Source organism: Azospirillum melinis, from assembly GCF_013340935.1.
GTDB lineage: Bacteria > Pseudomonadota > Alphaproteobacteria > Azospirillales > Azospirillaceae > Azospirillum > Azospirillum melinis.
The window spans coordinates 50622-73688 of sequence record NZ_WHOS01000021.1; the positions used below are offsets into that span (position 1 = coordinate 50622).

At 65.8% G+C, this 23067-nt stretch carries 22 protein-coding genes; 10 read left to right on the forward strand and 12 right to left on the reverse strand.

The annotated features are described in order from the left end of the window. Positions 1-16: 16 nt before the first annotated feature. Together GBZ48_RS17260 and GBZ48_RS17265 are read right to left on the reverse strand one after the other, a co-directional pair. On the reverse strand, positions 17-1510 hold the full coding sequence (locus GBZ48_RS17260; RefSeq protein WP_209798417.1) for a M20/M25/M40 family metallo-hydrolase: 1494 nt from the start codon (positions 1508-1510) through the stop codon (positions 17-19). A gap of 214 nt (positions 1511-1724) precedes the next feature. Beyond that, positions 1725-2450, reverse strand: coding sequence for an SDR family oxidoreductase (locus GBZ48_RS17265; protein WP_174472130.1), 726 nt, complete (start codon positions 2448-2450; stop codon positions 1725-1727). Between the two features lie 147 nt (positions 2451-2597). On the opposite strand from GBZ48_RS17265, the gene GBZ48_RS17270 reads away from it, so the two are divergent. Next, positions 2598-3506, forward strand: a complete 909-nt coding sequence (locus GBZ48_RS17270; RefSeq protein ID WP_174472131.1) for a LysR family transcriptional regulator — start codon at positions 2598-2600, stop codon at positions 3504-3506. An 8-nt stretch (positions 3507-3514) separates the two neighbouring features. On the opposite strand, the gene GBZ48_RS17275 is transcribed toward GBZ48_RS17270, so the two are convergent. After that, positions 3515-4420, reverse strand: coding sequence for a LysR family transcriptional regulator (locus GBZ48_RS17275; RefSeq protein ID WP_174472132.1), 906 nt, complete (start codon positions 4418-4420; stop codon positions 3515-3517). A gap of 105 nt (positions 4421-4525) precedes the next feature. Here GBZ48_RS17275 and GBZ48_RS17280 point away from each other — a divergent pair, with 105 nt between their 5' ends. The 4 genes from GBZ48_RS17280 to GBZ48_RS17295 all read left to right on the forward strand — a co-directional run bounded on the left by GBZ48_RS17280 (position 4526) and on the right by GBZ48_RS17295 (position 6901). Continuing rightward, positions 4526-5392 carry an SDR family oxidoreductase gene (locus GBZ48_RS17280; protein ID WP_174472133.1) on the forward strand — a complete coding sequence of 289 codons (867 nt, stop codon included), beginning with the start codon at positions 4526-4528 and terminating at the stop codon, positions 5390-5392. 192 nt (positions 5393-5584) lie between these two features. Next, positions 5585-5839 (forward strand): type II toxin-antitoxin system ParD family antitoxin, encoded by a 255-nt coding sequence (locus GBZ48_RS17285; RefSeq protein WP_098738398.1) that lies wholly within the window; start codon positions 5585-5587, stop codon positions 5837-5839. After that, on the forward strand, positions 5836-6195 hold the full coding sequence (locus tag GBZ48_RS17290; RefSeq protein ID WP_174472134.1) for a type II toxin-antitoxin system RelE/ParE family toxin: 360 nt from the start codon (positions 5836-5838) through the stop codon (positions 6193-6195). Before GBZ48_RS17285 ends, GBZ48_RS17290 begins: the two co-directional genes overlap by 4 nt. Before the next feature lie 43 nt (positions 6196-6238). After that, positions 6239-6901 (forward strand): HAD family hydrolase, encoded by a 663-nt coding sequence (locus tag GBZ48_RS17295; RefSeq protein WP_174472135.1) that lies wholly within the window; start codon positions 6239-6241, stop codon positions 6899-6901. A gap of 73 nt (positions 6902-6974) precedes the next feature. Here GBZ48_RS17295 and dctA read toward each other — a convergent pair whose 3' ends face one another. Together dctA and GBZ48_RS17305 are read right to left on the reverse strand one after the other, a co-directional pair. After that, positions 6975-8354 carry a C4-dicarboxylate transporter DctA gene (gene dctA / locus GBZ48_RS17300; protein ID WP_174472136.1) on the reverse strand — a complete coding sequence of 460 codons (1380 nt, stop codon included), beginning with the start codon at positions 8352-8354 and terminating at the stop codon, positions 6975-6977. A 29-nt stretch (positions 8355-8383) separates the two neighbouring features. Next, entirely contained in the window at positions 8384-9478 is a 1095-nt protein-coding gene (locus tag GBZ48_RS17305; protein ID WP_174472137.1) for a 4-oxalomesaconate tautomerase, read from the reverse strand. A gap of 154 nt (positions 9479-9632) precedes the next feature. Here GBZ48_RS17305 and GBZ48_RS17310 point away from each other — a divergent pair, with 154 nt between their 5' ends. Next, positions 9633-10523, forward strand: a complete 891-nt coding sequence (locus tag GBZ48_RS17310; protein WP_109452870.1) for a LysR family transcriptional regulator — start codon at positions 9633-9635, stop codon at positions 10521-10523. 14 nt (positions 10524-10537) lie between these two features. Here the strand turns inward: GBZ48_RS17310 and GBZ48_RS17315 are convergent, their stop codons facing one another. From GBZ48_RS17315 to GBZ48_RS17345, 7 genes are all read right to left on the reverse strand, one after another. Beyond that, positions 10538-10918 (reverse strand): ribbon-helix-helix domain-containing protein, encoded by a 381-nt coding sequence (locus GBZ48_RS17315; protein WP_174472138.1) that lies wholly within the window; start codon positions 10916-10918, stop codon positions 10538-10540. A 64-nt stretch (positions 10919-10982) separates the two neighbouring features. Next, positions 10983-13076: a sigma-54-dependent Fis family transcriptional regulator gene (locus tag GBZ48_RS17320; RefSeq protein ID WP_174472139.1), complete on the reverse strand. Its 2094-nt coding sequence runs from the start codon at positions 13074-13076 to the stop codon at positions 10983-10985. Between the two features lie 227 nt (positions 13077-13303). Further along, positions 13304-14944, reverse strand: coding sequence for a molecular chaperone GroEL (gene groEL, locus GBZ48_RS17325; protein ID WP_174472140.1), 1641 nt, complete (start codon positions 14942-14944; stop codon positions 13304-13306). Positions 14945-15074: 130 nt separating this feature from the next. Continuing rightward, positions 15075-15431, reverse strand: coding sequence for an MmoB/DmpM family protein (locus GBZ48_RS17330; RefSeq protein WP_174472141.1), 357 nt, complete (start codon positions 15429-15431; stop codon positions 15075-15077). A 45-nt stretch (positions 15432-15476) separates the two neighbouring features. Beyond that, complete coding sequence (locus tag GBZ48_RS17335) at positions 15477-16616, reverse strand: aromatic/alkene monooxygenase hydroxylase subunit beta (protein ID WP_174472142.1); 1140 nt, start codon at positions 16614-16616, stop codon at positions 15477-15479. Between the two features lie 32 nt (positions 16617-16648). Then, complete coding sequence (locus GBZ48_RS17340; RefSeq protein WP_174472143.1) at positions 16649-17707, reverse strand: NADH:ubiquinone reductase (Na(+)-transporting) subunit F; 1059 nt, start codon at positions 17705-17707, stop codon at positions 16649-16651. A 90-nt stretch (positions 17708-17797) separates the two neighbouring features. Beyond that, complete coding sequence (locus GBZ48_RS17345; protein ID WP_174472144.1) at positions 17798-19462, reverse strand: aromatic/alkene/methane monooxygenase hydroxylase/oxygenase subunit alpha; 1665 nt, start codon at positions 19460-19462, stop codon at positions 17798-17800. A gap of 558 nt (positions 19463-20020) precedes the next feature. On the opposite strand from GBZ48_RS17345, the gene GBZ48_RS17350 reads away from it, so the two are divergent. The 4 genes from GBZ48_RS17350 (at position 20021) to GBZ48_RS17365 (ending at position 23063) form a co-directional block, all read left to right on the forward strand. Continuing rightward, entirely contained in the window at positions 20021-20380 is a 360-nt protein-coding gene (locus tag GBZ48_RS17350) for a c-type cytochrome (RefSeq protein ID WP_246307263.1), read from the forward strand. Between the two features lie 32 nt (positions 20381-20412). Then, complete coding sequence (locus GBZ48_RS17355) at positions 20413-20808, forward strand: VOC family protein (RefSeq protein WP_174472146.1); 396 nt, start codon at positions 20413-20415, stop codon at positions 20806-20808. A 51-nt stretch (positions 20809-20859) separates the two neighbouring features. Further along, the gene (locus GBZ48_RS17360; protein WP_174472147.1) at positions 20860-21414 is read left to right on the forward strand and encodes a twin-arginine translocation signal domain-containing protein; all 555 of its coding nucleotides are present in this window, start codon (positions 20860-20862) and stop codon (positions 21412-21414) included. Between the two features lie 77 nt (positions 21415-21491). Further along, the gene (locus tag GBZ48_RS17365) at positions 21492-23063 is read left to right on the forward strand and encodes a GMC family oxidoreductase (RefSeq protein WP_174472148.1); all 1572 of its coding nucleotides are present in this window, start codon (positions 21492-21494) and stop codon (positions 23061-23063) included. Positions 23064-23067 lie beyond the last annotated feature (4 nt).

The window sequence follows — 23067 nt, forward strand, 5'->3', positions numbered from 1 at the left end:
CGCGCCGCTTCGGGGATCAGAACGGCTGCTGGAGCAGTCCGATCAGGCCCTTCACGCCCGATACGAAATTCCCGACGCGCAGGTTTTCGTCGTAGCTGTGCTGGTTGTTGTCGGCATTCACCAGCGGGACGATGACGAAGGGCACCTTCAGCGCCTCGACCGCCGCTCCGGTGGGCACGGTGCCGCCCATCATGCGGATGCGCACCGGTTCCTCGCCGTAGGTCGCCTTGAAGGAGCGGTACAGCCAGTCGCCGACCGGCGCCTGCATGTCGGTCCGCGCCGCGGAACTGGAGGCGGAAACCTCCTCCGAAGCCAGGGACGCCAGCTTGTCGTACTTGGCCCGGTCCTCGTCCGTCGGGTTGCCCTGGACCAGATGATAGCCCTGGGCCTCGATATGCTTCTTCAGCATGCCGATCAGCTGTTCCGGCGGCGTTTCCGGAACCGTGCGCAGGTCGAGTTCGGCGACGGCGCTTTCCGGAATGATCGTACGCGCCTTGGCGCCCACGTCGCCCGCCGCCATGCCGCGGACGTTGAGCGATGGGTATTGCAGCGCCTCCTGATAGTTCTTGCCGACCTTTTCCGCCTGCGCGATGCCCAGCCGCTTGCGCAGCGCCGCTTCGTCGTCGGGGACGGCGGCCATGATCTTTTCCGCCGCCGCGCCGATCTTCACGGAGTCGTAATAGCCGGGAATGGTGACCCGGCCGTTCTCGTCCTTCATCGATGCCAGCAGCTGCGCCAGCCGCATCGCCGGGTTGGCCGAATAATTGCCGAAATGGCCGCTGTGCAGGCCCTGCTTGGCGCCGAAGACCGTCAGGGTCGCCTGGGCGACGCCGCGGTTGCCGAACACCAGCGTCGGCTTATTGGTCTGGTGCATCGGGCCGTCCAGCACCAGCAGCGCGTCATTCTTCAGCAGCTCGGCGTTCTGCCGGATAACCTCGCCGAGCGACGGCGAGCCCTTCTCCTCTTCGGAATCTAGGATGATCTTGACGTTGACGCTTGGCTTCTGGCCGGCCTCCTTCAGCGCGTCGAACGCCGTCAGCAGCATCATGATCGGACCCTTGTCGTCCGACGAAGACCGCGCGAACAGCCGCCAGTCCGGATCGACCTGCTCACCGTACAGCTTCTCCAGCGGGATCGTTTCCCACTCGCCCTTGTCGGTCTTCTGCTTCAGCGTGGCGTCCCAGGGGCTCTTCTGCTTCCACTGCTGCGGAGTAACCGACTGGCCGTCCAGATGGGCGTAGAACAGGATGGTCTTCTTGGCGGGGTCGGCGCCGGGCAGTTCCGCAAACAGCATCGGCTTGCCGTTGTTCTCCAACGCACGCGCCTGGAAGCCGCGCTTCTGGAAGGCCTGCTCCAGCCATGCGACGTTCTTCTGAATGTCAGCGGGAACAACCGCATCGTTGGGAATGGCGAGAAGCTCGACAAATTCCTTGTAATTCGCAGACGCGTGCTTCGCCGCGAGCGTATCCGTGGATGGCGACGCGGCACTCGCCTGAACCGGCAAGAACATGCATGCGCCGATGAGAAGCGCTTGTTTAAGAGAAAGTTTCTCTTTGCCCGACATTTCTTCCCTCTTACGTATTCATGACGCAATTTTTACGAAGAAATTGCAGGCATCGTCAAGTTGATCACCCGTTTTCACGGGGCTGCCCTGTGCGTGACGCGCAGCAGACGGCCGGGGCGAACAGCCCCGGCAACTCCCGACGGATCGGCGCGCCCTGCCATCAACTGCGGGCGACCGGACGGACGGTGATCTCGTTGACCCCGACATCCCGCGGCTGTTCGATGGCGAAGAGCACGGCCCGGCCGATGGCGTCCGGTTCGATTGCGTTGCGGCGGTATTCGACCATCGCGCGAGCAGCCGTCTCGTCGGTGATGGTGTCGGCGAGTTCGGAGCGCGTCACGCCGGGATAGATGCAGGTCGTGCGGATCGTCTCGCTTTCCTGCCGCAATCCATCGGTGATGGCCCGCACCGCGAATTTGGTCGCGCTGTAGACGGCGGAGGTCGGCACCACCTCGAAACTGCCGACCGAACCGATGTTGACGACATGCCCGCCTCCCTGCGCCTCCATAACCGGCAGGACGGCGGCGATGCCATGGAGGACGCCGCGGATGTTGACGTCGATCATCCGGTCCCATTCCTCCACCTTCAGGGAGGCGAGCGGGGACAACGGCATCACGCCGGCATTGTTGACGAGGACATCGATCCGGCCGAAGCGGTCCCCGGCTTCGGCAACGAAGCCTTCCATGCTCGCGCGGTCGGTCACGTCGAGGGCGCGGGCAGCAGCTTTTCCGCCCTTCGCCTGGATTTCCCGGACGAGCGCGTCGAGCCGCTCCGTCCGCCGCGCCCCCAGCATCAGGGTAGCGCCAGCCCCGGCGAGAATGCGCGCGGTGGCCTCGCCGATGCCACTGGACGCACCGGTGATGAGAACGACTTGGTCGATGGTCATGACGATTTCCTGTCTCTCGATGGTTGCAGCAGTTGTCAGCAGCGGTCACTGCGCCGCCCAGCCGCTGTCCGTGACCAGAAGTTGGCACCGAACCGTTGTCGAGATAACTTGCCAATTGTTGGACGCTGTGGTTAGAACAGCTAACCAATGCAGATCGACCTGAACCTCCTGACCCTGTTCGCCGCGGTGGCGGAAACCGGTAATTTCCGTGCAGCGGCCGACCGCCTCGGGGTGACGCGCTCGGCCGTCAGCCAGGGCGTCCAGCGCCTGGAGGCGGCGCTGGGACAGGCGCTGTTCCTGCGCACCACCCGCAGCGTGCGGTTGACCGAAGCCGGAGAGCGGTTCCTGACGCAGGTCTCCACCCCGCTGGCCGAAATCGCGAGCGCGATCGACGTGGCGTCCGGCTCAGCGGCGGAACCCCGCGGTCTGCTGCGGATCGCCGCCACTTCGATTGCCGAGCGCTTCCTGTCCGGGCCGCTGATCGCCTCCTTCAGCGAGGCCTATCCCGGCGTCACCCTCGACGTGACGGTGACGGATCTGGAATTCGATATCGTCGCTGCCGGCTTCGATGCGGGCGTGCGTCTCGGCGAGGTCATCGAGCGCGACATGATCGCGGTGCCGCTGACGGGCGACCAACGCCAGATCGCGGTGGCGACACCCGGCTATCTAGCCCGCCACGGGACGCCGGAGCACCCGCGCGACCTCGTCCGCCATCGCTGCATCGGCTGGCGGCCGCAACCGGACACGGCCCCCTACCGGTGGGAGTTCGAGAAGGACGGACACGCTTTCGACGTGTCGGTCGAGCCGCAGATCACCACCAACGACATGCTGCTGATGCTTCGCACGGCGCTCGCCGGCGCCGGCATCACCTTCGGGATCGAGGAGACGTTCCAGCCCTATCTTGAGCGCGGTGACCTGGTCGCGATCCTCGACGACTGGCTGCCGCCCTTCGCCGGCTTCTTCCTGTATTTTCCGAGCCGGCGGACGGTGACACCCAAGCTCCGCGCCCTGATCGACCATGTGCGGCGCCACCGCGAGGGAGCGAAATCCGGGTAACCGTCCCGTCACCCCTCGACATAGGCCGCAAGCTCTTCCGGGGTTCCCTGCGGAAACGCGGACTTCAGATGCTCCAGGAAGGCGGAGACGCGCGCATTGAGCAGCCGTCGCGTCGGGTAGAGCACCCACAACTCCGTCTCGGACCCGACCACATCGCCCCATCTCACCAGCCTGCCAGCGGCCAGATCCGGGCTGGCGAGCGACAGCGGCAGGCGGGCGGCCCCCACACCCATGCGAACCGCATCGCGGACCATGACGAAGGACGAGAGGCTGAGTATCGGTTCGACCGCGATGCTCGATGGACCCGCCGGTGTCGCAATCTCCCATGATCCGGGCTTGGTTCCGGCTTGTCCCGGCGATCCGCGGATGACGACCGGAACAGTGTCTTTACCGGTGGAAAACGGCAGGTCCGGGCTTGCCACCACGACGAGGCGGTCCCGCAGGAAGACACGCCCGACAAGGCCCGCGTCCGGGTCCGGATTGACGCGGATGACCAGATCATAGGCTTCCTCGACCATGTCGACGGCGCGGTCCTCCGTGACGATCTCAAGCCGGACCTCCGGGTATTTGCGCAGGAATCCGGCCGCCAGTTTGCCAATGGCGGTCTGCGAGAACAGCAGCGGTGCGCTGATCCGCAACCGTCCGCGGGGGCTGTGGCCGCCGGATGCAATCGCCTTCGCCGTCTCGTCGAGTTCGGTCAGCAATGCGCCGGTCCGCTCGAACAGCGCTTGGCCCTCCGCAGTCAGCTTGAGTGTCCGGGCGCCCCGCTCGAACAGGCGAAGGTCCAGGCTTGCCTCCAGTTCTGCAACGCGCCGCGACAGGGTTGCCTTTGGGCGGCCGGCCGCGCGCGCCGCCTTTCCGAACCCGCCATGGCGGGCGACCAGATTGAAATCGGCCAAAGCAAGCAGGTCCATTCGTTCCACCAGCGAGACGATCCGTCCAAATTCACCGCCTATCGGACCCTACATGGATCGGTAAAGTCAAGGGCGTCAACTGAACCCCAAAGCGGAGTGAACCCCATGACCATCCTCGTGACCGGAGCCACCGGCCGTGTCGGCCGCCATGTCGTCGACCAGCTGGTCAAGCGCGGCGCCGACGTGCGCGTGCTGACCCGCGACCCGTCGAAAGCCGCTTTCCCCGCCGGCGTGGAGGTCGCCCAAGGCGACATGCTGGACATCGATGCCCTGCGTGCCGCCTTCCGCGGCGTTCGCACCCTGTTCCTGCTGAACGCAGTCACCGGCGACGAGTTCACCCAGGCGCTTGTAACCCTGAACATCGCGCGGGAAGCCGGCGTCGAACGGGTCGTCTATCAGTCGGTGTTCGAAGCCGACCGTGCGGTGAATGTGCCGCATTTTGCCGTGAAGTTCGGCGCCGAGCGCATGCTCGACCGCATGGGCTTCAGCGCCACCATCCTGCGCCCGTCCTACTTCATCGACAACGAACTGATGATCAAGGACGTGATCACCGGGCACGGCGTCTACCCGATGCCGATCGGCAGCAAGGGCGTGGCGATGGTCGATGCACGGGACATCGCCGAGGTCGCAGCCATCGAGCTGATCCGTCGTGACCGGGCGCCGGGAAAACTGCCGGTAGACATCATCAACCTCGTCGGCCCCGACACGCTGACCGGTCCGCAGGTGGCCGCGATCTGGTCCGATCTGCTGGGCCGCACCGTGGTCTATGGCGGCGACGATCCCAGCGGATTCGAGCGGACCATGGCCTCCTTCATGCCGAAATGGACCGCTTATGAGATGCGCCTGATGGCCGAGCGCTACGTCAGCGACGGCATGATCCCAGAAGCCGGCGATGTCGAACGGCTGACCGGGCTGCTGGGCCGCCCGCTGCACAGTTACCGCAGCTTCGCCGCTGCGCTCGTTGCGGCCTGAAGCCTCACGAAATTCGGGTCGGTTGCAAAGTTTGACGGTGGCTTTGAGGATAACGGATACATTTACCCCGGCTTGCTGTCGGACTTTGCAACGGAACCTCGCATATGGCGCCCCGCCCTCAGACAGGGGGATGTTTTGACAAAATTTGCCATGCTCCCCATATTGACAACCGGTCATGACGAGGAGCCATCCATGGCGACGATGAATGTGAGTCTTCCGTCCGAGATGGTCGATTTCGTCGAGCATGAAGTGGCGACGGGTGGTTATGCGTCGTCGAGTGAAGTGGTGCGTGAGGCATTGCGCCTGCTGCAACGGGATCGCGCGCAGGAGCAGGAGAAGATAGCCATCCTGCGGCGCGAGGTCGCTGCCGGACTTGCGGCGGCGGCGCAAGGCGATTTCTCATCCCGATCGGCCCTGGATATTGCCGAGCAGGTCGCTCGGGAATGAGCCACCGGCTCACCGCTCCAGCCGAGCGCGACATCTTGGATATCCTGCGCACGACGCGGACACGGTATGGAACCGCCCAACTGCGCACCTATGCAGCGCTGATCGAAAAGGCGATCCAGATGGTTGCCGAGGCCCCTGACCGGCCGGGAATGCTGCCGCGTCCGGAACTGGGTCCAGACGTTCGTCTGTTCCATCTGGAGCTGGCGGCAGGCCGGCGCGGTGCTGCTGCGCACTGCCTCTATTACGCGACCGGGCTGCTGCCCGATGGGACAATCGGCACGATCATCCTGCGCGTGCTTCATGAGGGTATGGAACCGCGACGCAAGGTGGCCCGATCCTTGACCGGCATCTCATGACCGGCATCGCTTCTCAACAATCGAGATCAGGAGACAATACGGGATGGACGGCAGGCTGCAGGAACGGTGGGACGCGGTCATCTTCGATTTCGATGGCGTTCTGTGCGATTCCAACGACCTGAAGGGTGAGACCTTCGCCACGCTGTATGCCCATGAGGGGCCAGAGGTTCAGGATGCCATCCGCGCCTATCACAGGGACAATGGTGGCATGCCGCGGCGGGAAAAACTTGCGCGTTTCGAACGCAATATCCTTGGCCGCGCTCTGGACGAAGATCGGCTGGACCGGATGGTCGCCGGTTTTGCCGCCGCGGTGGAGGAGGCGGTGATCGCCTGCGCCGAAATTCCAGGCGCGACGGACTTCCTGGCCACCCATGCCGGCCGGCCCGCCCTGTTCATCATTTCTGCGACGCCGCATGAGGAAATGCTGCGCATCGCCGAGCGACGGGGCATGACCGACCGGTTCGTGTCCGTCCACGGCAGCCCGCCGAGCAAGGCGGAAACAGCGGCCATGCTGATGGCCCGTCACGGCCTGCGTCCCGACCGCGTTGCCTTCGTCGGCGATGCCGTTCAGGATTATGCGGCGGCGAAGGCTCTCGACCTGCATTTCGTCGGGGTGCGCGATGCCGACGGCCGCCACCCCTTCCCCGACGGAACGCTGACCATCGCCGATCTGCGTGACCTTTCCGCAGCCCTTGCCACGCTTTGAAACCGCTCGATGGGTGCGGAAGGCCGGTTCGGGACCGGTCCTCCGCACCCATCGTCGGGCCACTATCAAACGTTCAGTGAGACGGATGGGCGGGCGCGCGGGCGGCCAGCGGCATGACCGGGATGTCGCCCATCCCTTCCAGGACGCGCTCGGTGGCGGCACCGCTCTGGTTCAACTCGCGGTGCAGAACCTCGCGGTCGCAGGCGTCTTCCCAGATCGAGACCACGATGCTGGCGACGCAGTTGCTGATAATGCTGGTCAGGGCGCGGGCTTCGGACATGAAGCGGTCGATGCCGACCAGCAGCGCGACACCGGCAACCGGCAGGTCCGGCATCACCGTCAGCGTGGCGACCAGGGCGACGAAGCCGCTGCCGGTGACGCCGGCGGCGCCCTTGGAGGTCAGCAGCATGACGCCGAGCATGGCGACGATCTGACCGGCCGACAGGTGGATGTCGCAGGCCTGGGCGATGAACAGCGAGGCGAGGGTCAGGTAGATCGCCGTGCCGTCGAGGTTGAAGGAATAGCCCATCGGCAGAACCAGGCCGGAGACGCCCTTCTTGCAGCCCAGCGCTTCCAGCTTCTGCAAGACGCGCGGCAGGACCGGCTCGGAGGAGGAGGTGCCGAGCACGATCAGCAGTTCCTCGCGGAAATAGCGCAGGACCTTCCACAGGCTGAAACCATGCAGCCGGGCCAGCGTGCCGATGATCGCCACCAGGAAGACGCCGCAGGCGACATAGAATGTCAGGATCAGCAGGCCGAGCGAGCCGATGCTGTCGATGCCGTATTTGCCGACGGTGAAGGCCATCGCGCCGAAGGCACCGATGGGGGCCAGCTTCATGATGAAGCCGAAGGCGGCGAACAGCACGTGGGAGAAGGACTCGATGCCCTGCACCACCGGTTCGCCGGCCTTGCCGACCCGCGTCAGGCCGAAGCCGACCAGCACGGAGATGAGCAGCACCGGCAGCACCTCGCCCTCGGCGAAGGCGCCGAAGAAGGAATGCGGGATGATGTGCAGCAGGAAGTCGGTGAAGCCGACCGGGGCGGCCTGCTTGGCATAGCGCGCGGCCACCGCCGGGTCGAGCGACGACGGCGACACATGCATGCCGACGCCGGGCTCAATGATCATGACCGCGGCCAGCCCGATGAGCAGCGCCGCCGCCGTCAGCGCGTAGAACAGCGCCATCGACTTGACCAGCGTCTTGCCGATCTCGCGGGTGTCGTTCAGGCTGGTGATGCCGCTGACGATGGTGCAGAAGACCACCGGCGCGATCATCATCTTGACCAGCTTGACAAACCCATCGCCCAGCGGCTTCAGGGAAGCCCCGAAATCGGGCCAGAAATGGCCTGCCAGGATGCCCAGGGTCAGGCCGACGACGACCTGGAAATAGAGCGCCTTGTAGATGGCCTTGGGCTTGCTCGGCGTCAGGGTATCGGTCCCCGTTTGTGGACGCATGGCGTTTCCTCCTCTCTTATGCTGTGGCGTCAGGCCGCCATGGCGGTCCGCGACGGGGTCGACGGGCGGGCGAACACGGTTCCCTCGAACAGGCGCCGCGCGGTGCGCAGGATGCCGGCGGTCGGCGCGGATTGGCCGTCACCCGCCTCAAGACGTACTGTCAGCCGGCCGGCCGGATGTTCGAAGGTGATGTCGCCGGGCATGGTGAACCGCCCCACCAGGGCAGCGGCCACGGTTTCCGGAATGGTGCAGGCAGTCGCGGTGGCGACGGCGCCGGTGATGGCCATCGCCCGATGACAATCATGCGGCATGAAATACCGGACGGTCAGCGTGCCGCCGCGGGTCGGCGGGGCCAGCAGGACCGGCTTGGGGATCACCATGCCGGCCGCGTTGGGAAAGCCCATGCGGCGGCCGGCCTCGACGCGCAGCGCCTCCAGCCGGGCCATGAACTCCCGGTCGGACCGGAAGCTATCCACCGCTTCGTACCCCGTCTTGCCGAGGTCGGCGGCGCGGACCAGCATGACCGGGATGGCGGCATCGACGCAGGACACCGCGATCCCGTCTATCAGGTCGACCGGCGATCCGGTGGGCAGGAGTCGGCCGGTGTTGGCGCCGGCGGCGTCGAGAAAGGCAAGATGGATGGGGGCGGCGGTGCCGGGCACGCCGTCGATGACGGCCTCGCCCTCATAGGCCACCTGACCGCCGGGGGTCTGGATGCGGGCCTCGATCAGCTTGCCGGTGTTGACGTTGTGGATGCGCACCACCGTGACGCCATTCGCCGCCGGGACAAGTCCGGACTCGATGGCGAAGGGGCCGACCGCGGCCAGCATGTTGCCGCAGTTGGGCGAGGTGTCGACCACCCCCTCCTGCACCCGCACCTGGGCGAACAGGTAATCCACATCCGCCCCCGCCCTGGTGGCGGGGCCGACGATGGCGACCTTGCTGGTCAGCGGGTTGCCGCCGCCGATGCCGTCGATCCCCAGATCGTTCCCCGCCCCCATCACCGAGAGCAGGAGGGCGTCGCGCTCCGCCGGACGGGCAGGAAGGTCGGACGCCAGAAAGAAGGGGCCGCGAGAGGTCCCGCCGCGCATCATCACGCAGGGAATGCCGATCTGGCGGTTCATCGAATTTATCATGGCGCTTGGTTTCTCTTGGGTTCGCCAGTGGGCGAAGAAAGCCGATGCGCCGATATTCTGACCGCAAACGATATTTGTGAAATGCATTGATTCACACTATTATTCCATTTCACGCATCAATGCGATGCTGACGGAGTTGGGCATGAATTTCGAACTGGTCGATCTGAAGGCGTTCGTAGCGGTGGCGGAGCTGGGCAGCTTCAACCGCGCCGCCGAGCTTTTGAACCTGTCGCAGCCGGCGCTCAGCCGCCGCATCCAGAAGCTGGAGGACACGCTGGGCGTGGCGCTGTTCGAACGCTCCACCCGCCATGTCGCGCTGACGATGGTGGGGCGCGATTTCATGCCCAAGGTCCGCCGCTTCCTGGATGAGTTCGAAACATCGCTGCTGGGGATCAGCGATCTCGGCGCACGGAGCGGTGGCCAGATCACCATCGCCTCCGTCCCGACGGCGGTGTTCTATTTCCTGCCGAACGCGATCAGCCGCTTCAGCATCGCGTTCCCGCGGATCCGCATCCGCATCCTCGATCTCGGCGCCAACGAAGGGCTGGAGGCGGTGGCGCGCGGCGAGGCCGATTTCGGCATCAACTTCATCGGCACCTCGCACCCGGACATCGAATTCACGCCGCTGGCCGAGGATCCCTTCGTCGTCGCCTGCCGGCACGATCATCCGCTGGCGGCCCACACTGTGGTGAACTGGGACGAGCTGGCCGCCCACCGGGTCATCACCGTGGGCCGGACCAGCGGCAACCGGGCGCTGATCGACAACGCCCTGGCGCAGCACGGCCTGAAGCTCAACTGGTCCTACGAGATCACGCATCTCGCAAGTTCGCTCGGTCTGGTGGAGGCCGGGCTCGGCGTCGCCGTGCTCCCCAAACTCGCCACGCCGTCGTCCGGCCATCCCATCATCCTGACCCTCCCCCTGGGCCATCCGAAGATCTCCCGGACGATCGGCGTCGTCCGGCGGCATGGCGCCATCCTCTCACCCATGGCCGCACGCTTTCTCGAAGTCCTGCTCGGCTCCTGGCGGCTGTGACCGGCAGTCCGCCGTCATGCCCTGTCCTGCTGCCGCCCGTCCCGCCGCAGCGAAACGACCGACGCGCCGTCACCCCCGGACGATGTGTCCACAACTTCCGGAAGGCCGCCGGCCTGTCCGGGAAGAAGCATCTGCGGCTTCATGGTCAGGTAACGCACGCAGCTCACCCGCAGGAAGGAGGCGAGATTCTGCACGGCCCCATGGGCCTCCAGAACCTCGTCGTACAGCGACAGGATCAGCCTGTTCGTCGTCGTCCCCTGTTCAGCGGCGATGTCGGCAAGGACGTTCCAGAACAGGTTTTCCAACCGGATGCTGGTGACCATGCCGTGGATGCGCACCGACCGTGACCGCGCCTCGTACAGGATCGGATCGGCGTTGACGAAGATCTGGCACATGCGCCCATCCTTCCTTGAATGCGGTTTCAAACCCGGCTGCGGTTGGTTCGGACGGAGCGGCCTTTTACGCCTTTCCGGCGGATATGCGCTGAATGCCGTGCTGGCTCATTTTCCGATACAGCGTGCTGCGCGAGATGCCGAGGACGGCGGCCGCGTCCGACAGGTTTCCGCCGGTTGCCGCAATCACGTCCTTGATGGTCCTCTGTTCGGTTTCCGTCAGCGCCATTGCCGTTGGGGCCGCCCCTGGAGGTGATGCGATGGCACCGGGCGCCACGATGGGCGGGGTCGGAGAACCCAGCAATGGCCACCCATCGGCAGCCACGCAACCGCAGGCGTCGCGCAGCTCGTCCGGCAGGTCGTCGATGTCGATGCTGCCGCCGGTGGACAGCAGGACCGCCCGTTCGACCGCATTGCGCAGCTCCCGGACATTTCCCGGCCAGTCGTAGCGTTGCAGGAGATCCAGCGCCGACGCGGTGAAGCGAACGGGTGCCCGGCCATGCCGCTCCGCCAGCAGGCCGTTGAAGTGGGAGATCAGGCGGGGAACATCGCCATGCCGGTCGCGCAGGGGCGGCACGCGCAGGGCGGTCACGGCGAGGCGGTGGTACAGGTCGCGGCGGAAGCGGCCGGCAGCGACCTCCTGCCGGAGGTTCCGGTTGGTCATGGCGAGCAGCCGCACCGAAACCCGGCGCGGCACGTTGTCGCCGATGCGGTACAGCACGCCCTCCTCCAGAACCCTCAGCAGATAGGGCTGAAGGTCGAGCGGCAATTCGCCGATCTCGTCGAGGCACAGCGTGCCGCCGTCAGCCAGTTCGAAGCGGCCGATGCGCCCTTCCGCTGCCGCACCGGTGAAGGCGCCGCGCACATAGCCGAACAGCTCGCTGCCCAGCATCTCGCGCGAGACGGCACCGCAGTTGAACGGCACGAAGGGGCCGCCGGCCGCAGCACTGTGGCCGTGGACGGCGCGGGCGAACAGTTCCTTGCCGACGCCGGTCTCGCCCTCGATCAGGATGGGGACCGGCAGCGGCGCCAAACGCTCCCCCTGCCCGATCACCATGCGAAGGCTGTCGCTGTCGCCGACGATGTCGGCGAAGCGCGAACGGTTGTGGTCGGACTCGTCCGGAACCGCGCGACGGCCGGCGGATGGGCGGCCCGATGCCGCAGCGGGGATGACCAGCAGCGTTCCCCGCCGCTCCCCATCCAGAACCAACGGCCGGACCCAGTCGGCCGGAACCGGCAAGCGGTCCTCCGCCCCACCTCCGGGTCCGCCCCCGATCCCAGCTATCGGCAGCCTCGTCCCCCGGTTCAGCTGCGGCAGATCCGATCCGAAACTGGCCTTCAGCAGATGCGCCGCCTTGCGGCTGGCATAAAGCAGGCGCCCGCGGGCATCGAGTGCGATCAGCCCCTCGCCGGCATATTTCTGGCTGTCCTCCAGGCAGGCCTCCAGCAGCCGCACATGTTCGGCCTCGGTCTGGCGGGCAAGGTTCCATTCCACCTGCCGGGCGGCAACCACGGCCAAGGCAAGCGCCTGCCCGCTGAAACTCTGCTTCAGGCCGGAGATGTCGAGCAGGCCGACGACCGATCCGTCGACGGGGTCGTGGATCGGCGCCCCGGCACAGCTCCATCCCTTGATGCCGGCACAATAATGCTCCGCCGCCTGGACAAGCACCGGCTGCTTGGACGCCAATGCCGTGCCGATGCCGTTGGTGCCGGCGCAATTTTCGCCCCACTGGCCACCGCAGGCCAGACTGATGTCACGCGCCACGTTCAAGGTGGCGCGGTCGCCGGCAGCCTCCAGCACCACGCCGTTGGCATCGGTGATCAGCATCACCGTGCGGGTGCCGGACAGCAGGTCCGCCGCCTCCGCCAGGGTCGATGCCGCCGCCTGGAGCAGGTCGCGGTTGTCGCGGCGCAGGGCCTCGATGTGATCGCGGCCAATCACCGGAGCGGCATCCGCCCGCGCATCGACCAGGAAGCTTTGACATCGCGCCCAGGATCGGATGACCACGTCGCGCACCGGCAGATTGTCCCGGCGCGAGCCGGAAACGAAATCCTCCCATGCCTTCATCGTCGCCGTTTCGCCATCCACCAGAGCGTGGAGCGCCGGTGCCGGCGAAGCGACGGCCAGACGGCCGACGCTAGCCTGTTCGTTGGCCAACATAGTCCCCTCCCTGCTTCCCGGCGTCTTTCGCGGATGATGTCCGATGCGCCGATTGTCTCTGGATACGGGATGCGGAGGCTCGCCCGGACATACTCCGCATCAAGGATTGTTTGTGCAGGAAACCATAGGCCGAACCGAAGCGGGAGCGGTAGTAGTGGATTACTCTATTGCTTTTTTCCTGCCTTTCTCTCCGAAGGGGGAGGTGAGGGGGTATGGTGGACAGGGGATCAGGTCCGCCCGTACCGCTCCATTCCGCCGCCGCGGGCCGGTCCGGCAGTGGGATCGACGTCGTCGGGGATGTCTGCGATCAAGGTGTGGGTGGTCAGCACGAGCTTGGCGACCGAGACGGCGTTCAGCAATGCCAGCGTGGTGACCTTGACCGGATCGATGATGCCCGCCGCGAACAGGTCGCTGAACAGGCCACTGCGGGCGTCGAAGCCGGACCCGTCGGGAAGCGTGGCGACGCGTGCGGCGACGCCGGCCCCGTCCAGCCCGCCATTCTCCGCGATGCAGATCAAAGGTTGCAGCATCGCCCGCCGCACCAACCGCACCCCGGCCCTCTCGCCCTCCCCCACATCCTCGGCCAGCCGGTCGAGCAGCGGGGCGACGCGGGCCAGCGCGGTGCCGCCGCCGGGGACCACTCCCTCCGCCAACGCGGCGCGGGCGGCAGCCAGCGAATCCTCCAGAAGCTGGGCGGTGCGCTTCTGCTCCACCGGGGTGGCGCCGCCGACCTCGATCAGGGCGGTGCCGTGCGTCAGCTTCGCCAGCCGCTGGGACAGCTTGTCCCGCTCGATGTTGGGCGGCGCCTCCTCCCACTGGCGCTGCACCAGGGCGCGGCGGGCCGCCAGCGCGTCCGGATTGCCATGACCGCGCAGGATGGTGGTCCGGCCGGTAGACACCTCGATGCGGTCGGCGCCCCCCAGATCCTCCGCCGCCACGCTGTCGAGGCGTCCACCCAGGTCGCGGGCGATCATGCGCCCGCCGGTCAGGATCGCGATGTCCTCCATCGTCGCCTGACGCCAGTGGCCGAATTCCGGGGGGTTGATCGCCACCACCGTGGCGCGCCCGTCGCGGCGCAGCGCCATCAGCGCCGCCACCACCTCCGGCGCCACGCTGTCGGCTATGATCAGCAGCGGGCGGTGCCCGGCGGCAATGCGGTCTACCAGACGCAGGACCGGTTCCGGATCGACGATCTTGTGGTCGGTCATCAGGATGTAGGGCCGTTCCAGCACCGCGCTCTGGCCGGTCGGTTCGGTCGCCATGTGATGGGACAGGAAACCGCGGTCGAGCACCATGCCCTCCAGCACATGCAACGCCGTCGGCGCGCCCGGCTGGCCGTATTCGATGTCGATCACCCCCTCCACCCCGACCCGGCGCAGCGCGTCCGCCACCAGCCGGCCGAGCACCGGATCGGTCGCCGCGACGGTCGCCACCTGCTCCAGCTGGGCATGGCTTTCCAACGGCCGGGCGATGTGGCGGAGCCGGTCGACGACGAAGCCGCAGGCCCGCTCCATCCCCTCCACCAACTCCACCGAGCCATGCCCATCGGCAAGCACGGCGACACCGTCCTGGATCAGCGCATCGGCCAGCACGGTGGCGGTGGTGGTGCCGTCGCCGGCCACATCGTTGGTCTGTTTCGACACCTCACGCACCACCTGGGCGCCCATGTTTTCGAAGCGACAGGGCAGTTCGATCTCGGCGGCGATGCTGACGCCGTCGCGGGAGATCATTGGCGTGCCGATGGGGCGGTCGATGATCGCGTTGGTCCCCTTCGGCCCCAGCGTGCCGCGCACCGCCAGCGCCAGCTTGCCCACCCCACGGGCAAGCGCGGCCCGCGCCTCGGCACGGTGCAGCATCATCTTCGGCATGGCGTCTTTCCCTCCCATTTTTGATTTTGCGGATTTGAAAAAAGAGGCGGAGCCCACCGGACCTGAAGCAGGCCCCGCCTTCCCGAGATCATTGGCCCAAGATCATTGGCCCAAGATCACTCGTCTCAGGTCATTCATAAGCCAGCGCATCGTCCATGTTGCCGAAGAGGACGACGGTGTCCTCGTCGATCATGACCATGCGGCCATAGTGGGTGGAGGTGGAGATCTCGAAGATGTGCGGGGTCATCTCGCGGCCCAGCGCTTCACCGATCTCGCTCATCTTGAACTCGATCTTGCCTTCGCCGTCGATGCGGATCATCGCCGGCAGGTAGGTGACGGTGATGCTGGGCTTGCTCTCCATCACCTCAGCGATGCAGCGCGCGTCGACGCTGTCGTTCATCGTCACGCCGCACTGGTGCGAGATGGTGCCGTCCTGGGTGATGTCCTTCAGCGGCTTGAAAAGCTGCTGCACGGTGGTGACGCTCATGGTCTTGTCCTCTTGTGGCGGAAGCCGGCGGAGATGCGGGAAAGATCACTCGGCCGCGGCGTCGGTGACTGCGGCCGCAGCGGCAGCCGGAGTTGCCGCCTGCCCGACCTCGACCGGCGGCAGGGCCGGCAGGTCGGCGTCGATGCCGATCTCGCGCCCGATGGCGGCGACGCGCCCGCGCGCCCGCTCGAACGCTTCGACGAAGTTGGCCGCCTTGACCCTGGGCAGCGACCACAGCGGCTGAAGCTGCAAGGCCGCCTTCACCGCCAGCCCGCCATGATGGGTGAACCAGCTTTGCAGCATGGTCCGGTTATCCTCGCCATGGGCCGGATCGCGCAGCAGCAGGGCGAACAGCTCCACCGCGTTGGCGAGGTTCCGTTCATAGTCGGCTTCGGCCGCCGAGATGACCGACGGGGTGGAGAAATCGTTCTGCGCCGCGGCCACCTGCATGACGAAGCCGCTGCGGAACAGTTCGCCCACCAACGGTTCGAAGACGAGGTTGACGGCGAAATACTGCTCCAGGAAATCGGTGGCGGCGCGGATATGCTCCACCGCCTCGCGGCAGGGCTGCCAGATCGGATCGTCCAGCCAGTGCGCCTTGCCGGCATCCAAGTCGAACCCGCCGATATCGCTGCCGACCTCCGCCAGATAGAGCGTCAGGTCCTGGGCGAAGCGCAGCTTGTAGGAGGCGTTGGTCAGGATGGCGTTGTTGATCATCTGGGTGTAGCCGTAGCGCTGCGCCCGCATCAGCGCTGTGCCCAAGCCATATTCGGCATGTTTGAAGGCGCCGACATGGTTCTGGAGCACGGCGACCCAGGCCTTGTCGAAGCGCTGGGGCGCCCCGGCGCGGCGCGCATTCTCCACCACGTTCTGGATCATGCCGACGATGGTGGACTGGCGCTGGTAATGGGTGCGTTCCCATTCCTGGTCGGGCGCACGGAAGCCGTGCCAGTCCGTGCATTTCAGCGCGGTCCAGTCCTTGGAATAGGTGGGCGTGCCGTCGCCGAAGGAGATGATCCAGTTCTGGAGCAGATAGCGCTCCGGATCGGGCTGGACGTCGACCGTCACGTCCTCGTAATGGGTCGCCTTGCGGCCCTTCGGTTCGAAGTAATTGTAGCGGCGGCTGTCGGAGCCGGGAAAGGCTTTGGCCCCGGCGGCTGCGGATGTGGTTTCCTGCATGGTCATCGTCGTTCCTCCCGTGCTTACACGAGCCCGTCTCAGCGGGTCGCGGGGGTGAATTTGTCGAAATAGACGCGCGCGGAATCGACGCCGGCCATTTGCAGGACCGGCAGCACCGCGTCGATCATCGGCGGCGGCCCGCAGGAGAAGACGTCGGCCTCCTCCACCTCGTTCATCCCCGACAGGTACCGGCGCAGCACCTCGTGGACGAAGCCGGTCTCGCCGGTCCAGCCGTCGCCCTCCTCGGCATGCGACAGGGCAGGGATGAAGGCGAAGTCCGGCAGGCTGCGGGCGAACTCCTCGAACTGGTCGAGGTGGAACAGGTCCTTGCAGCTGCGGGCGCCATAGAAGAAACGCACCGGCCGGGTCTCGCCGCTGGCGGCCTGATCGCGCAGGATCGACAGCAGCGGCGCCATGCCCGACCCACCGCCGACCAGGATCATCGGCCCTTCCCGCCCCTCGCGACGGAAGCAGGTGCCGTAGGGACCGCGGATGCTCACCCGGTCGCCGACCGACAGGCCGCCGTCCAGTTGGCGGGAGAAGGCGCCGTCCGGGTACTTCTTGATGATGAACTCCAGCCGGCTGCCGTCCGCCGGCGGATTGCCCATCGAGAAGGACCGTGTCAGGCCGATGCCGGGCAGCGTGATGTCGACATACTGGCCGGCCCAGAACTTCATCGGCTGATCCAGGTCCAGCGCGATGGCGACGATGTCGTGGGTCAGCGGCTCCACCGCCGCCAGCCGGGCGTTAAAATCCTTCACCGGTATGGATCGGGACAGCAGATCCTCGTCATAGTTCAGCAGTTCCACCGCCACGTCGCTGTAGGCCAGCGAGCGGCAGAGCAGGATGTGGTTGCTATCGCGCTCCGGATCGGAGAGCGCGAAGGTGGAGTATTTCAGCATCTCCACGTCGCCGTCGATCAGCAGGCATTTGCAGGCGGAGCATTGCCCCTCCTTGCAGCCATGCATCAGCGAGACGCCCTGGCGGAAGGCCGCATCGAGGATGGTTTCCCCCTCCGCGACCTCCATTTCGATGCCGACCGGCTCCAGCCGGACGGTGTGGACGGCCGGGCTGTTCTGTAGCGCTTGTGCGGTCATGGTCTGTCGATCTCCGCGGTGATGTCCGCATGGGATCCCCATCCCCCTTTCCGGTGGGAAAGGGGGTGGCCCCAAGAGTAAGGCTGGGGATCAGACCCGGCGGATTTTGAAGCCCTTGCGGTACTCGTCCACATGGGCCTTGCGCTGGTCCGGACTCATCTCGCGGAGCGCCAGCAGCGGGCTGCGGATGGTGTGGCCGCGCACATGGTCCAGCGTCCACATGTCCTTCTCCTCGAAGGACAGATGGGGCTGGGCGACCAGCGTCTTCCCGTCGGGACGGACGAAGCCCATGTCCTGGATGGCGTCCGCGAGGTCCCAGCCGTCATAGACCTCCTCCCACTGGCGCCGGCCGGAGAAGCGGCCCATCGCCGGGGTCGGGCGGCCTTGGTATTCGGCGGCGAAGGCCTCCTTGTGGGTCCAGCGGTCGACCTCGGAGGCGTAGGTGAAGAGCTCGCCGTCGACTTCATCGATTGTGAAATCCTCGCGGATCACGCAGGGCACCAGGCTCGACCAGCAGCGGTGCGGATAGACGTAGCCGGTGTCGGCGAAGGTGATCGGCACGCTGCCGGGCTTGCTCAGCTTAGCGTAATTCTCCCACCAGACGCCGAACTCGTCGTACCAGCCCGGATACTTGCTCTCGAACCATTCGAAGTCGCGTTCGGTCATCGCCTCGATGCGCCAGAAATTGGCCCACCAGCCGGCGGAGAAGAACTGGGCGATCTTGTGGACGTAGTTCTTCTTGACGATGCTGTCGAAGGCCTCGTGGACGTCGTCGTGGTGGATCTTGATGCCGTACTTCTCCAGCGGCAGCAGATAGGTGCGGTAGTAATCCTCGAAGATCCAGCGGTGCCACAGCTCGGCGTAGGATTCCTTGTTCTTGTCGCGGTGCTTGGTGCCGTATTCGATGATCGTGCCGATCGCGGCGTCGACGATCATGTGGTTCTGCCAGAAGGAATAGCGGATGTCGCGTTCCAGCAGCAGATGGTTGTCCGGCTCCTTCAGCACCGACATCAGCATGGAATGGCCGTTGCCGATGTGGCGGGACTCGTCGCTCTGCACCGACAGGAAGACGGTGGGCAGGGCATAGTCGCCGTTGCGCGCCGCCTCCGACGGCATGGCGACGAACAGGGTGTTGGTGAAGGCGGTCTCGGCCACGACCTGCAGATAGATGTTCGACGCGGTGATGGCGTCGCCGGTCAGGAAGGCTTCACCGAACTGCCGGCCGATGGTGGTGGCGTAGCATTTGCCGAACGCCTTCTCGGTGATGTCGAACCCAGCCGGGTCGATGTAGTTCTCCATGTACCATTTCTTGAGATTCATCTGGATCGTCGAGTGCCGGAACTCGTCGATCATCTGCATGGTGAAGCCGGTGCGCAGGTCGTCGCCCGGCGCCAGCTGGCCCAGCGTCGCCATCGACCGCGCCGCCGAGATTTCCGGGAAGGGGATGATCGCCAGGAACAGCTTCATCCACTCGATCCAGCGCGGCTCGACATTGCGGAACATGTCGCCGCGCAGCGCGGCGTCCAGCGCGCCATAGACGCGGTTATCCTTCTCCTCCTGCATCGGGAAGTAGGATCGCAGGACCTGTTTCATCGGGTCGCGCGGAGCTTTGGAGATCTTGTAATCGGTCGGGAAGCTCATCGCCTCCTTGACGTAGGACGGTGTCCAGCCGAGATCGGCGACGCGGCGGGCCGCCTCGGTGATGCCGATGCCTTTCTGACTGGTGATCTTGTTCAGCGTCAATCCATCCGGCATGTCGTCTCTCCCCATGATTTTGATGATGTTGATCCGGGCCTGAAGGATTGCGTCGGCCGCTTATGCCGGATGACGGGACACCGGCAGTCTTATGGGCGGGATCATCGGCCGGACCGGGGCCGCACAGCAGCGCGGCGAAGATGGTCCGCAGCTTCAGGCTTTCTGCGACCGCCGAAGCGGGGCGGCTGCAACGCCCACCCCATAAAGCAATCGACGTGCCAGAACGCCGGAGGCAGCCGGATAAGTGATTTTAAAGAATGTTCGCATTGCGCACTGTCTCATCATGGGACGATCTGTCGCACCATGGGTGTCCCATAATGAAACAGTTGGGACAGCCATTCCCCGCGACATCGCACAAAACCCGCCCTTCCCCTTATCGAACGCGGCTTTGCGTGGCGTGGCACGCCCCTTGCTCCATCCACATCGACGGCGCCGCGCCGGCTGGGCCGGCGTGCCGGCGCCCAAAGGCTTCGGCCGGGATTTCGGCCAAGATTTCGGGAGGATTTTCAAACGATGAGGCATGCGATGCACGCGAGGGTGTCGCCGCACCGCTGGGTGATGTTGCTGCTCCTTCTGTCCATACCGTTCTCGCCCTTTACGAAAAAATCCGCGGCGGCGGACGGCGAGACGCTGTTCCGCCAGCAATGCGGGACCTGTCATTCCGTGAAGAAGGACGACGGGCCGCGCGCCGGGCCGCCGCTGTACGGCGTGATCGGCCGCAGGGCCGGCACGGCTGACGGCTTCGAGTATTCGGACGCCCTGCGCGGTGCCGGCTTCGCCTGGGACGCCGGCCATCTGGAGCATTGGCTGGCCAACTCCAACCAGTTCGTTCCCGGCAGCTACATGAATTACCGGCAGGACGACGACAGCGTCCGCAAGAGCATCGTCCAGTTCCTGGAAAGCAGTGCCAAACGGTAACGCCCTCCCTCAACGACCTCATGGGAAGCATCATGGCCAAGATCATCCACATGATGGTGCGCGTCCTCGACGAACAGCGGTCGCTGGACTTCTACGTCAAGGCCTTCGGGTTGGAGCCGGCCGAGCGGCTGGGCTTCGACGGCTTCACGCTGATCTACCTGCGCAACGCCGAAAACGACATGGAACTGGAGTTGACCGTCAACCACGACCGGACGGCACCCTACACCCACGGCGACGGCTACGGCCACATGGCGGTGGCGGTGGACAATCTGGACGGCGAGCACGCCCGGCTGTCGGCCCTGGGCTTCCCGGTGACGCCGGTGAAGGAGTTCGCCCCCGGCGGCACGCTGCTGGCCCGCTTCTTCTTCGTCACCGATCCGGACGGCTACAAGACCGAGGTTCTGCAACGCCACGGCCGCTACCGGTAAGTCCAAACCTCAACCCAACAATAACCGAACCATGGGAAGGAGACGTCGATCATGCGCGTTCTCGACAAACGGACACGGTTCAACCGGCGGAATTTTCTGAAGACCTCCGCCGCGTCGGTTGCGGCGGCCGGTGCGGTTTCCGGCGGCATGGTGTCGATGACGGCGATGCCGGCCTGGGCCGAGGGTCTGACGGCCATCAAGCCCGACGCGGCCAAGACCCTGCTGGTGATGGTGCGCGACCTCTATCCGCACGACCGGCTGGGCGACGCCTATTACGAGAAGGCGCTGGCCTCGATGGACCAGGAAGCGGCGAAGGACGTGACCCTGGCGGGCCAGCTCAACGAAGGGGCGGTGGCGCTGGATGCCGCCGCGCGCAAGCTGCGCAACACTCCCTATGCCGCGATCAAGGCGGAGGAGGACCGCGTCGCGGTGCTGAAATCCATCGAGACCACGCCCTTCTTCCGCAAGGTCCGCGGCGACATGGTGGTCGCCCTCTACAACCAGCCGGAGGTGTGGGCGAAGCTCGGCTACGAAGGGGCGTCGGCCGAATATGGCGGCTACATCCACCGCGGCTTCGACGATCTGGACTGGATCAAGGACGCCTGACGGCCCCACCGGCTCGCATCAATGCTTGCCGCACCGAACGCGCACCGAATGCCCGAAAAAATGGGGAGGACCGAGACATGGTTGCGAAATTCGCGATGGATGACGACAGCGTCGTGGTGGTGATCGGATCGGGGGCCGGCGGCGGCACCCTGGCGAACGAGCTGGCCCAGAAGGGCGTCAAGGTCGTCTGCCTGGAGGCCGGCGGGCGTCACGAGATCCAGGATTTCGTGAACGACGAGTGGAAGAGCTTCTCGCAGATCTCCTGGCTGGACAAGCGCACCACCTCGGGAAGCTGGCGGGTGGCGAAGGACTTCCCCAACCTGCCGGCCTGGATCGTCAAGGCGGTCGGCGGCTCCACCGTCCATTGGGCCGGCGCCTCGCTCCGCTTCCAGGAGCACGAGTTCAAGACGCGCACGACCTACGGCGCCGTGGAGGGCGCCAACCTGCTCGACTGGCCGGTGACGCTGGCGGAGATGGAGCCCTATTACGACAAGGCCGAGTTCAAGATGGGGACGACCGGCACCAACGGCATCCCGCGCCTGCCCGGCAACAACAATTACAAGGTGCTGGCGGCCGGTGCCAAGAAGCTGGGCTATGCTGAGTTCCACACCGGCAACATGTCGATCAACAGCAAGCCGCGCGACGGCCGCGGTGCCTGCCAGCAGATCGGCTTCTGTTTCCAGGGCTGCAAGTCGGGGGCGAAATGGTCGACCCTCTACACCGAGATCCCCAAGGGCGAGGCCACCGGCAATCTGGAGGTCCGGCCGAACTCCCAGGTCCTGAAGATCGAACATGACGCGAAGGGCAAGGTCAACGCCGTGCTCTATGCCGACGCCACCGGCGCCATGCACCGCCAGAAGGCCCGCATCGTCGCGGTCGCCGGCAACTCGATCGAAAGCCCGCGCCTGCTGCTGAACTCGGCCTCGACGATGTTTCCGGACGGGCTGGCGAACTCGTCCGGTCAGGTCGGGCGCAACTACATGCGGCACATGACCGGCTCGGTCTATGGGCTGTTCGACCGGCCGGTGCACATGTACCGCGGCACCACCATGGCCGGCATCATCCGCGACGAATCCCGCTTCGACCCGCGGCGCGGCTTCGTCGGCGGCTACGAGATGGAAACGCTGTCGCTCGGCGTGCCCTTCATGGCGGCCTTCCTCGATCCGGGAGCCTGGGGGCGTGACTTCAGCTCGGCGCTGGACGCCTACGACCACATCGCCGGCATGTGGCTGGTCGGCGAGGACATGCCGCGCGAGACCAACCGCGTCACCCTGCACGCGACGGAGAAGGACAAGTTCGGCCTGCCGATTCCCAACGTCAATTTCGATGACCATCCCAACGACATCGCCATGCGCACCCACGCCTATGGCCGCGGGTCTGCCGTCTATGACGCGGTGGGCGCGGTCAGGACCATCCACACCCCGCCCTACCCGTCCACCCACAATCTCGGCACCAACCGGATGAGCGCCAACGCCCGCGACGGCGTCGTCAACAAGTGGGGCCAGGCGCATGACGTGAAGAACCTGTTCGTGTCAGACGGCAGCCAGTTCACCAGCGGGGCGTCGGAAAACCCGACCCTGACCATCGTCGCGCTGGCGATCCGGCAGGCCGATTACATCGCCGACCAGATGAGCAAGCGGGAAATCTGACGAT

What these genes read in the sequence shown, in the direction of transcription:
- GBZ48_RS17335 (WP_174472142.1), bottom strand. Translation starts at nt 16,616, where the DNA reads ATGACCATGCAGGAAACCACATCCGCAGCCGCCGGGGCCAAAGCCTTT.
- GBZ48_RS17295 (WP_174472135.1), top strand. Translation starts at nt 6,239, where the DNA reads ATGGACGGCAGGCTGCAGGAACGGTGGGACGCGGTCATCTTCGATTTC.
- groEL (WP_174472140.1), bottom strand. Translation starts at nt 14,944, where the DNA reads ATGCCGAAGATGATGCTGCACCGTGCCGAGGCGCGGGCCGCGCTTGCC.
- GBZ48_RS17320 (WP_174472139.1), bottom strand. Translation starts at nt 13,076, where the DNA reads ATGTTGGCCAACGAACAGGCTAGCGTCGGCCGTCTGGCCGTCGCTTCG.
- GBZ48_RS17270 (WP_174472131.1), top strand. Translation starts at nt 2,598, where the DNA reads ATGCAGATCGACCTGAACCTCCTGACCCTGTTCGCCGCGGTGGCGGAA.
- GBZ48_RS17315 (WP_174472138.1), bottom strand. Translation starts at nt 10,918, where the DNA reads ATGTGCCAGATCTTCGTCAACGCCGATCCGATCCTGTACGAGGCGCGG.
- GBZ48_RS17290 (WP_174472134.1), top strand. Translation starts at nt 5,836, where the DNA reads ATGAGCCACCGGCTCACCGCTCCAGCCGAGCGCGACATCTTGGATATC.
- GBZ48_RS17265 (WP_174472130.1), bottom strand. Translation starts at nt 2,450, where the DNA reads ATGACCATCGACCAAGTCGTTCTCATCACCGGTGCGTCCAGTGGCATC.
- GBZ48_RS17365 (WP_174472148.1), top strand. Translation starts at nt 21,492, where the DNA reads ATGGTTGCGAAATTCGCGATGGATGACGACAGCGTCGTGGTGGTGATC.
- GBZ48_RS17360 (WP_174472147.1), top strand. Translation starts at nt 20,860, where the DNA reads ATGCGCGTTCTCGACAAACGGACACGGTTCAACCGGCGGAATTTTCTG.
- GBZ48_RS17285 (WP_098738398.1), top strand. Translation starts at nt 5,585, where the DNA reads ATGGCGACGATGAATGTGAGTCTTCCGTCCGAGATGGTCGATTTCGTC.
- GBZ48_RS17330 (WP_174472141.1), bottom strand. Translation starts at nt 15,431, where the DNA reads ATGAGCGTCACCACCGTGCAGCAGCTTTTCAAGCCGCTGAAGGACATC.
- GBZ48_RS17305 (WP_174472137.1), bottom strand. Translation starts at nt 9,478, where the DNA reads ATGAACCGCCAGATCGGCATTCCCTGCGTGATGATGCGCGGCGGGACC.
- GBZ48_RS17345 (WP_174472144.1), bottom strand. Translation starts at nt 19,462, where the DNA reads ATGCCGGATGGATTGACGCTGAACAAGATCACCAGTCAGAAAGGCATC.
- GBZ48_RS17310 (WP_109452870.1), top strand. Translation starts at nt 9,633, where the DNA reads ATGAATTTCGAACTGGTCGATCTGAAGGCGTTCGTAGCGGTGGCGGAG.
- GBZ48_RS17260 (WP_209798417.1), bottom strand. Translation starts at nt 1,510, where the DNA reads ATGTTCTTGCCGGTTCAGGCGAGTGCCGCGTCGCCATCCACGGATACG.
- GBZ48_RS17355 (WP_174472146.1), top strand. Translation starts at nt 20,413, where the DNA reads ATGGCCAAGATCATCCACATGATGGTGCGCGTCCTCGACGAACAGCGG.
- GBZ48_RS17340 (WP_174472143.1), bottom strand. Translation starts at nt 17,707, where the DNA reads ATGACCGCACAAGCGCTACAGAACAGCCCGGCCGTCCACACCGTCCGG.
- dctA (WP_174472136.1), bottom strand. Translation starts at nt 8,354, where the DNA reads ATGCGTCCACAAACGGGGACCGATACCCTGACGCCGAGCAAGCCCAAG.
- GBZ48_RS17350 (WP_246307263.1), top strand. Translation starts at nt 20,021, where the DNA reads ATGTTGCTGCTCCTTCTGTCCATACCGTTCTCGCCCTTTACGAAAAAA.
- GBZ48_RS17280 (WP_174472133.1), top strand. Translation starts at nt 4,526, where the DNA reads ATGACCATCCTCGTGACCGGAGCCACCGGCCGTGTCGGCCGCCATGTC.
- GBZ48_RS17275 (WP_174472132.1), bottom strand. Translation starts at nt 4,420, where the DNA reads ATGGACCTGCTTGCTTTGGCCGATTTCAATCTGGTCGCCCGCCATGGC.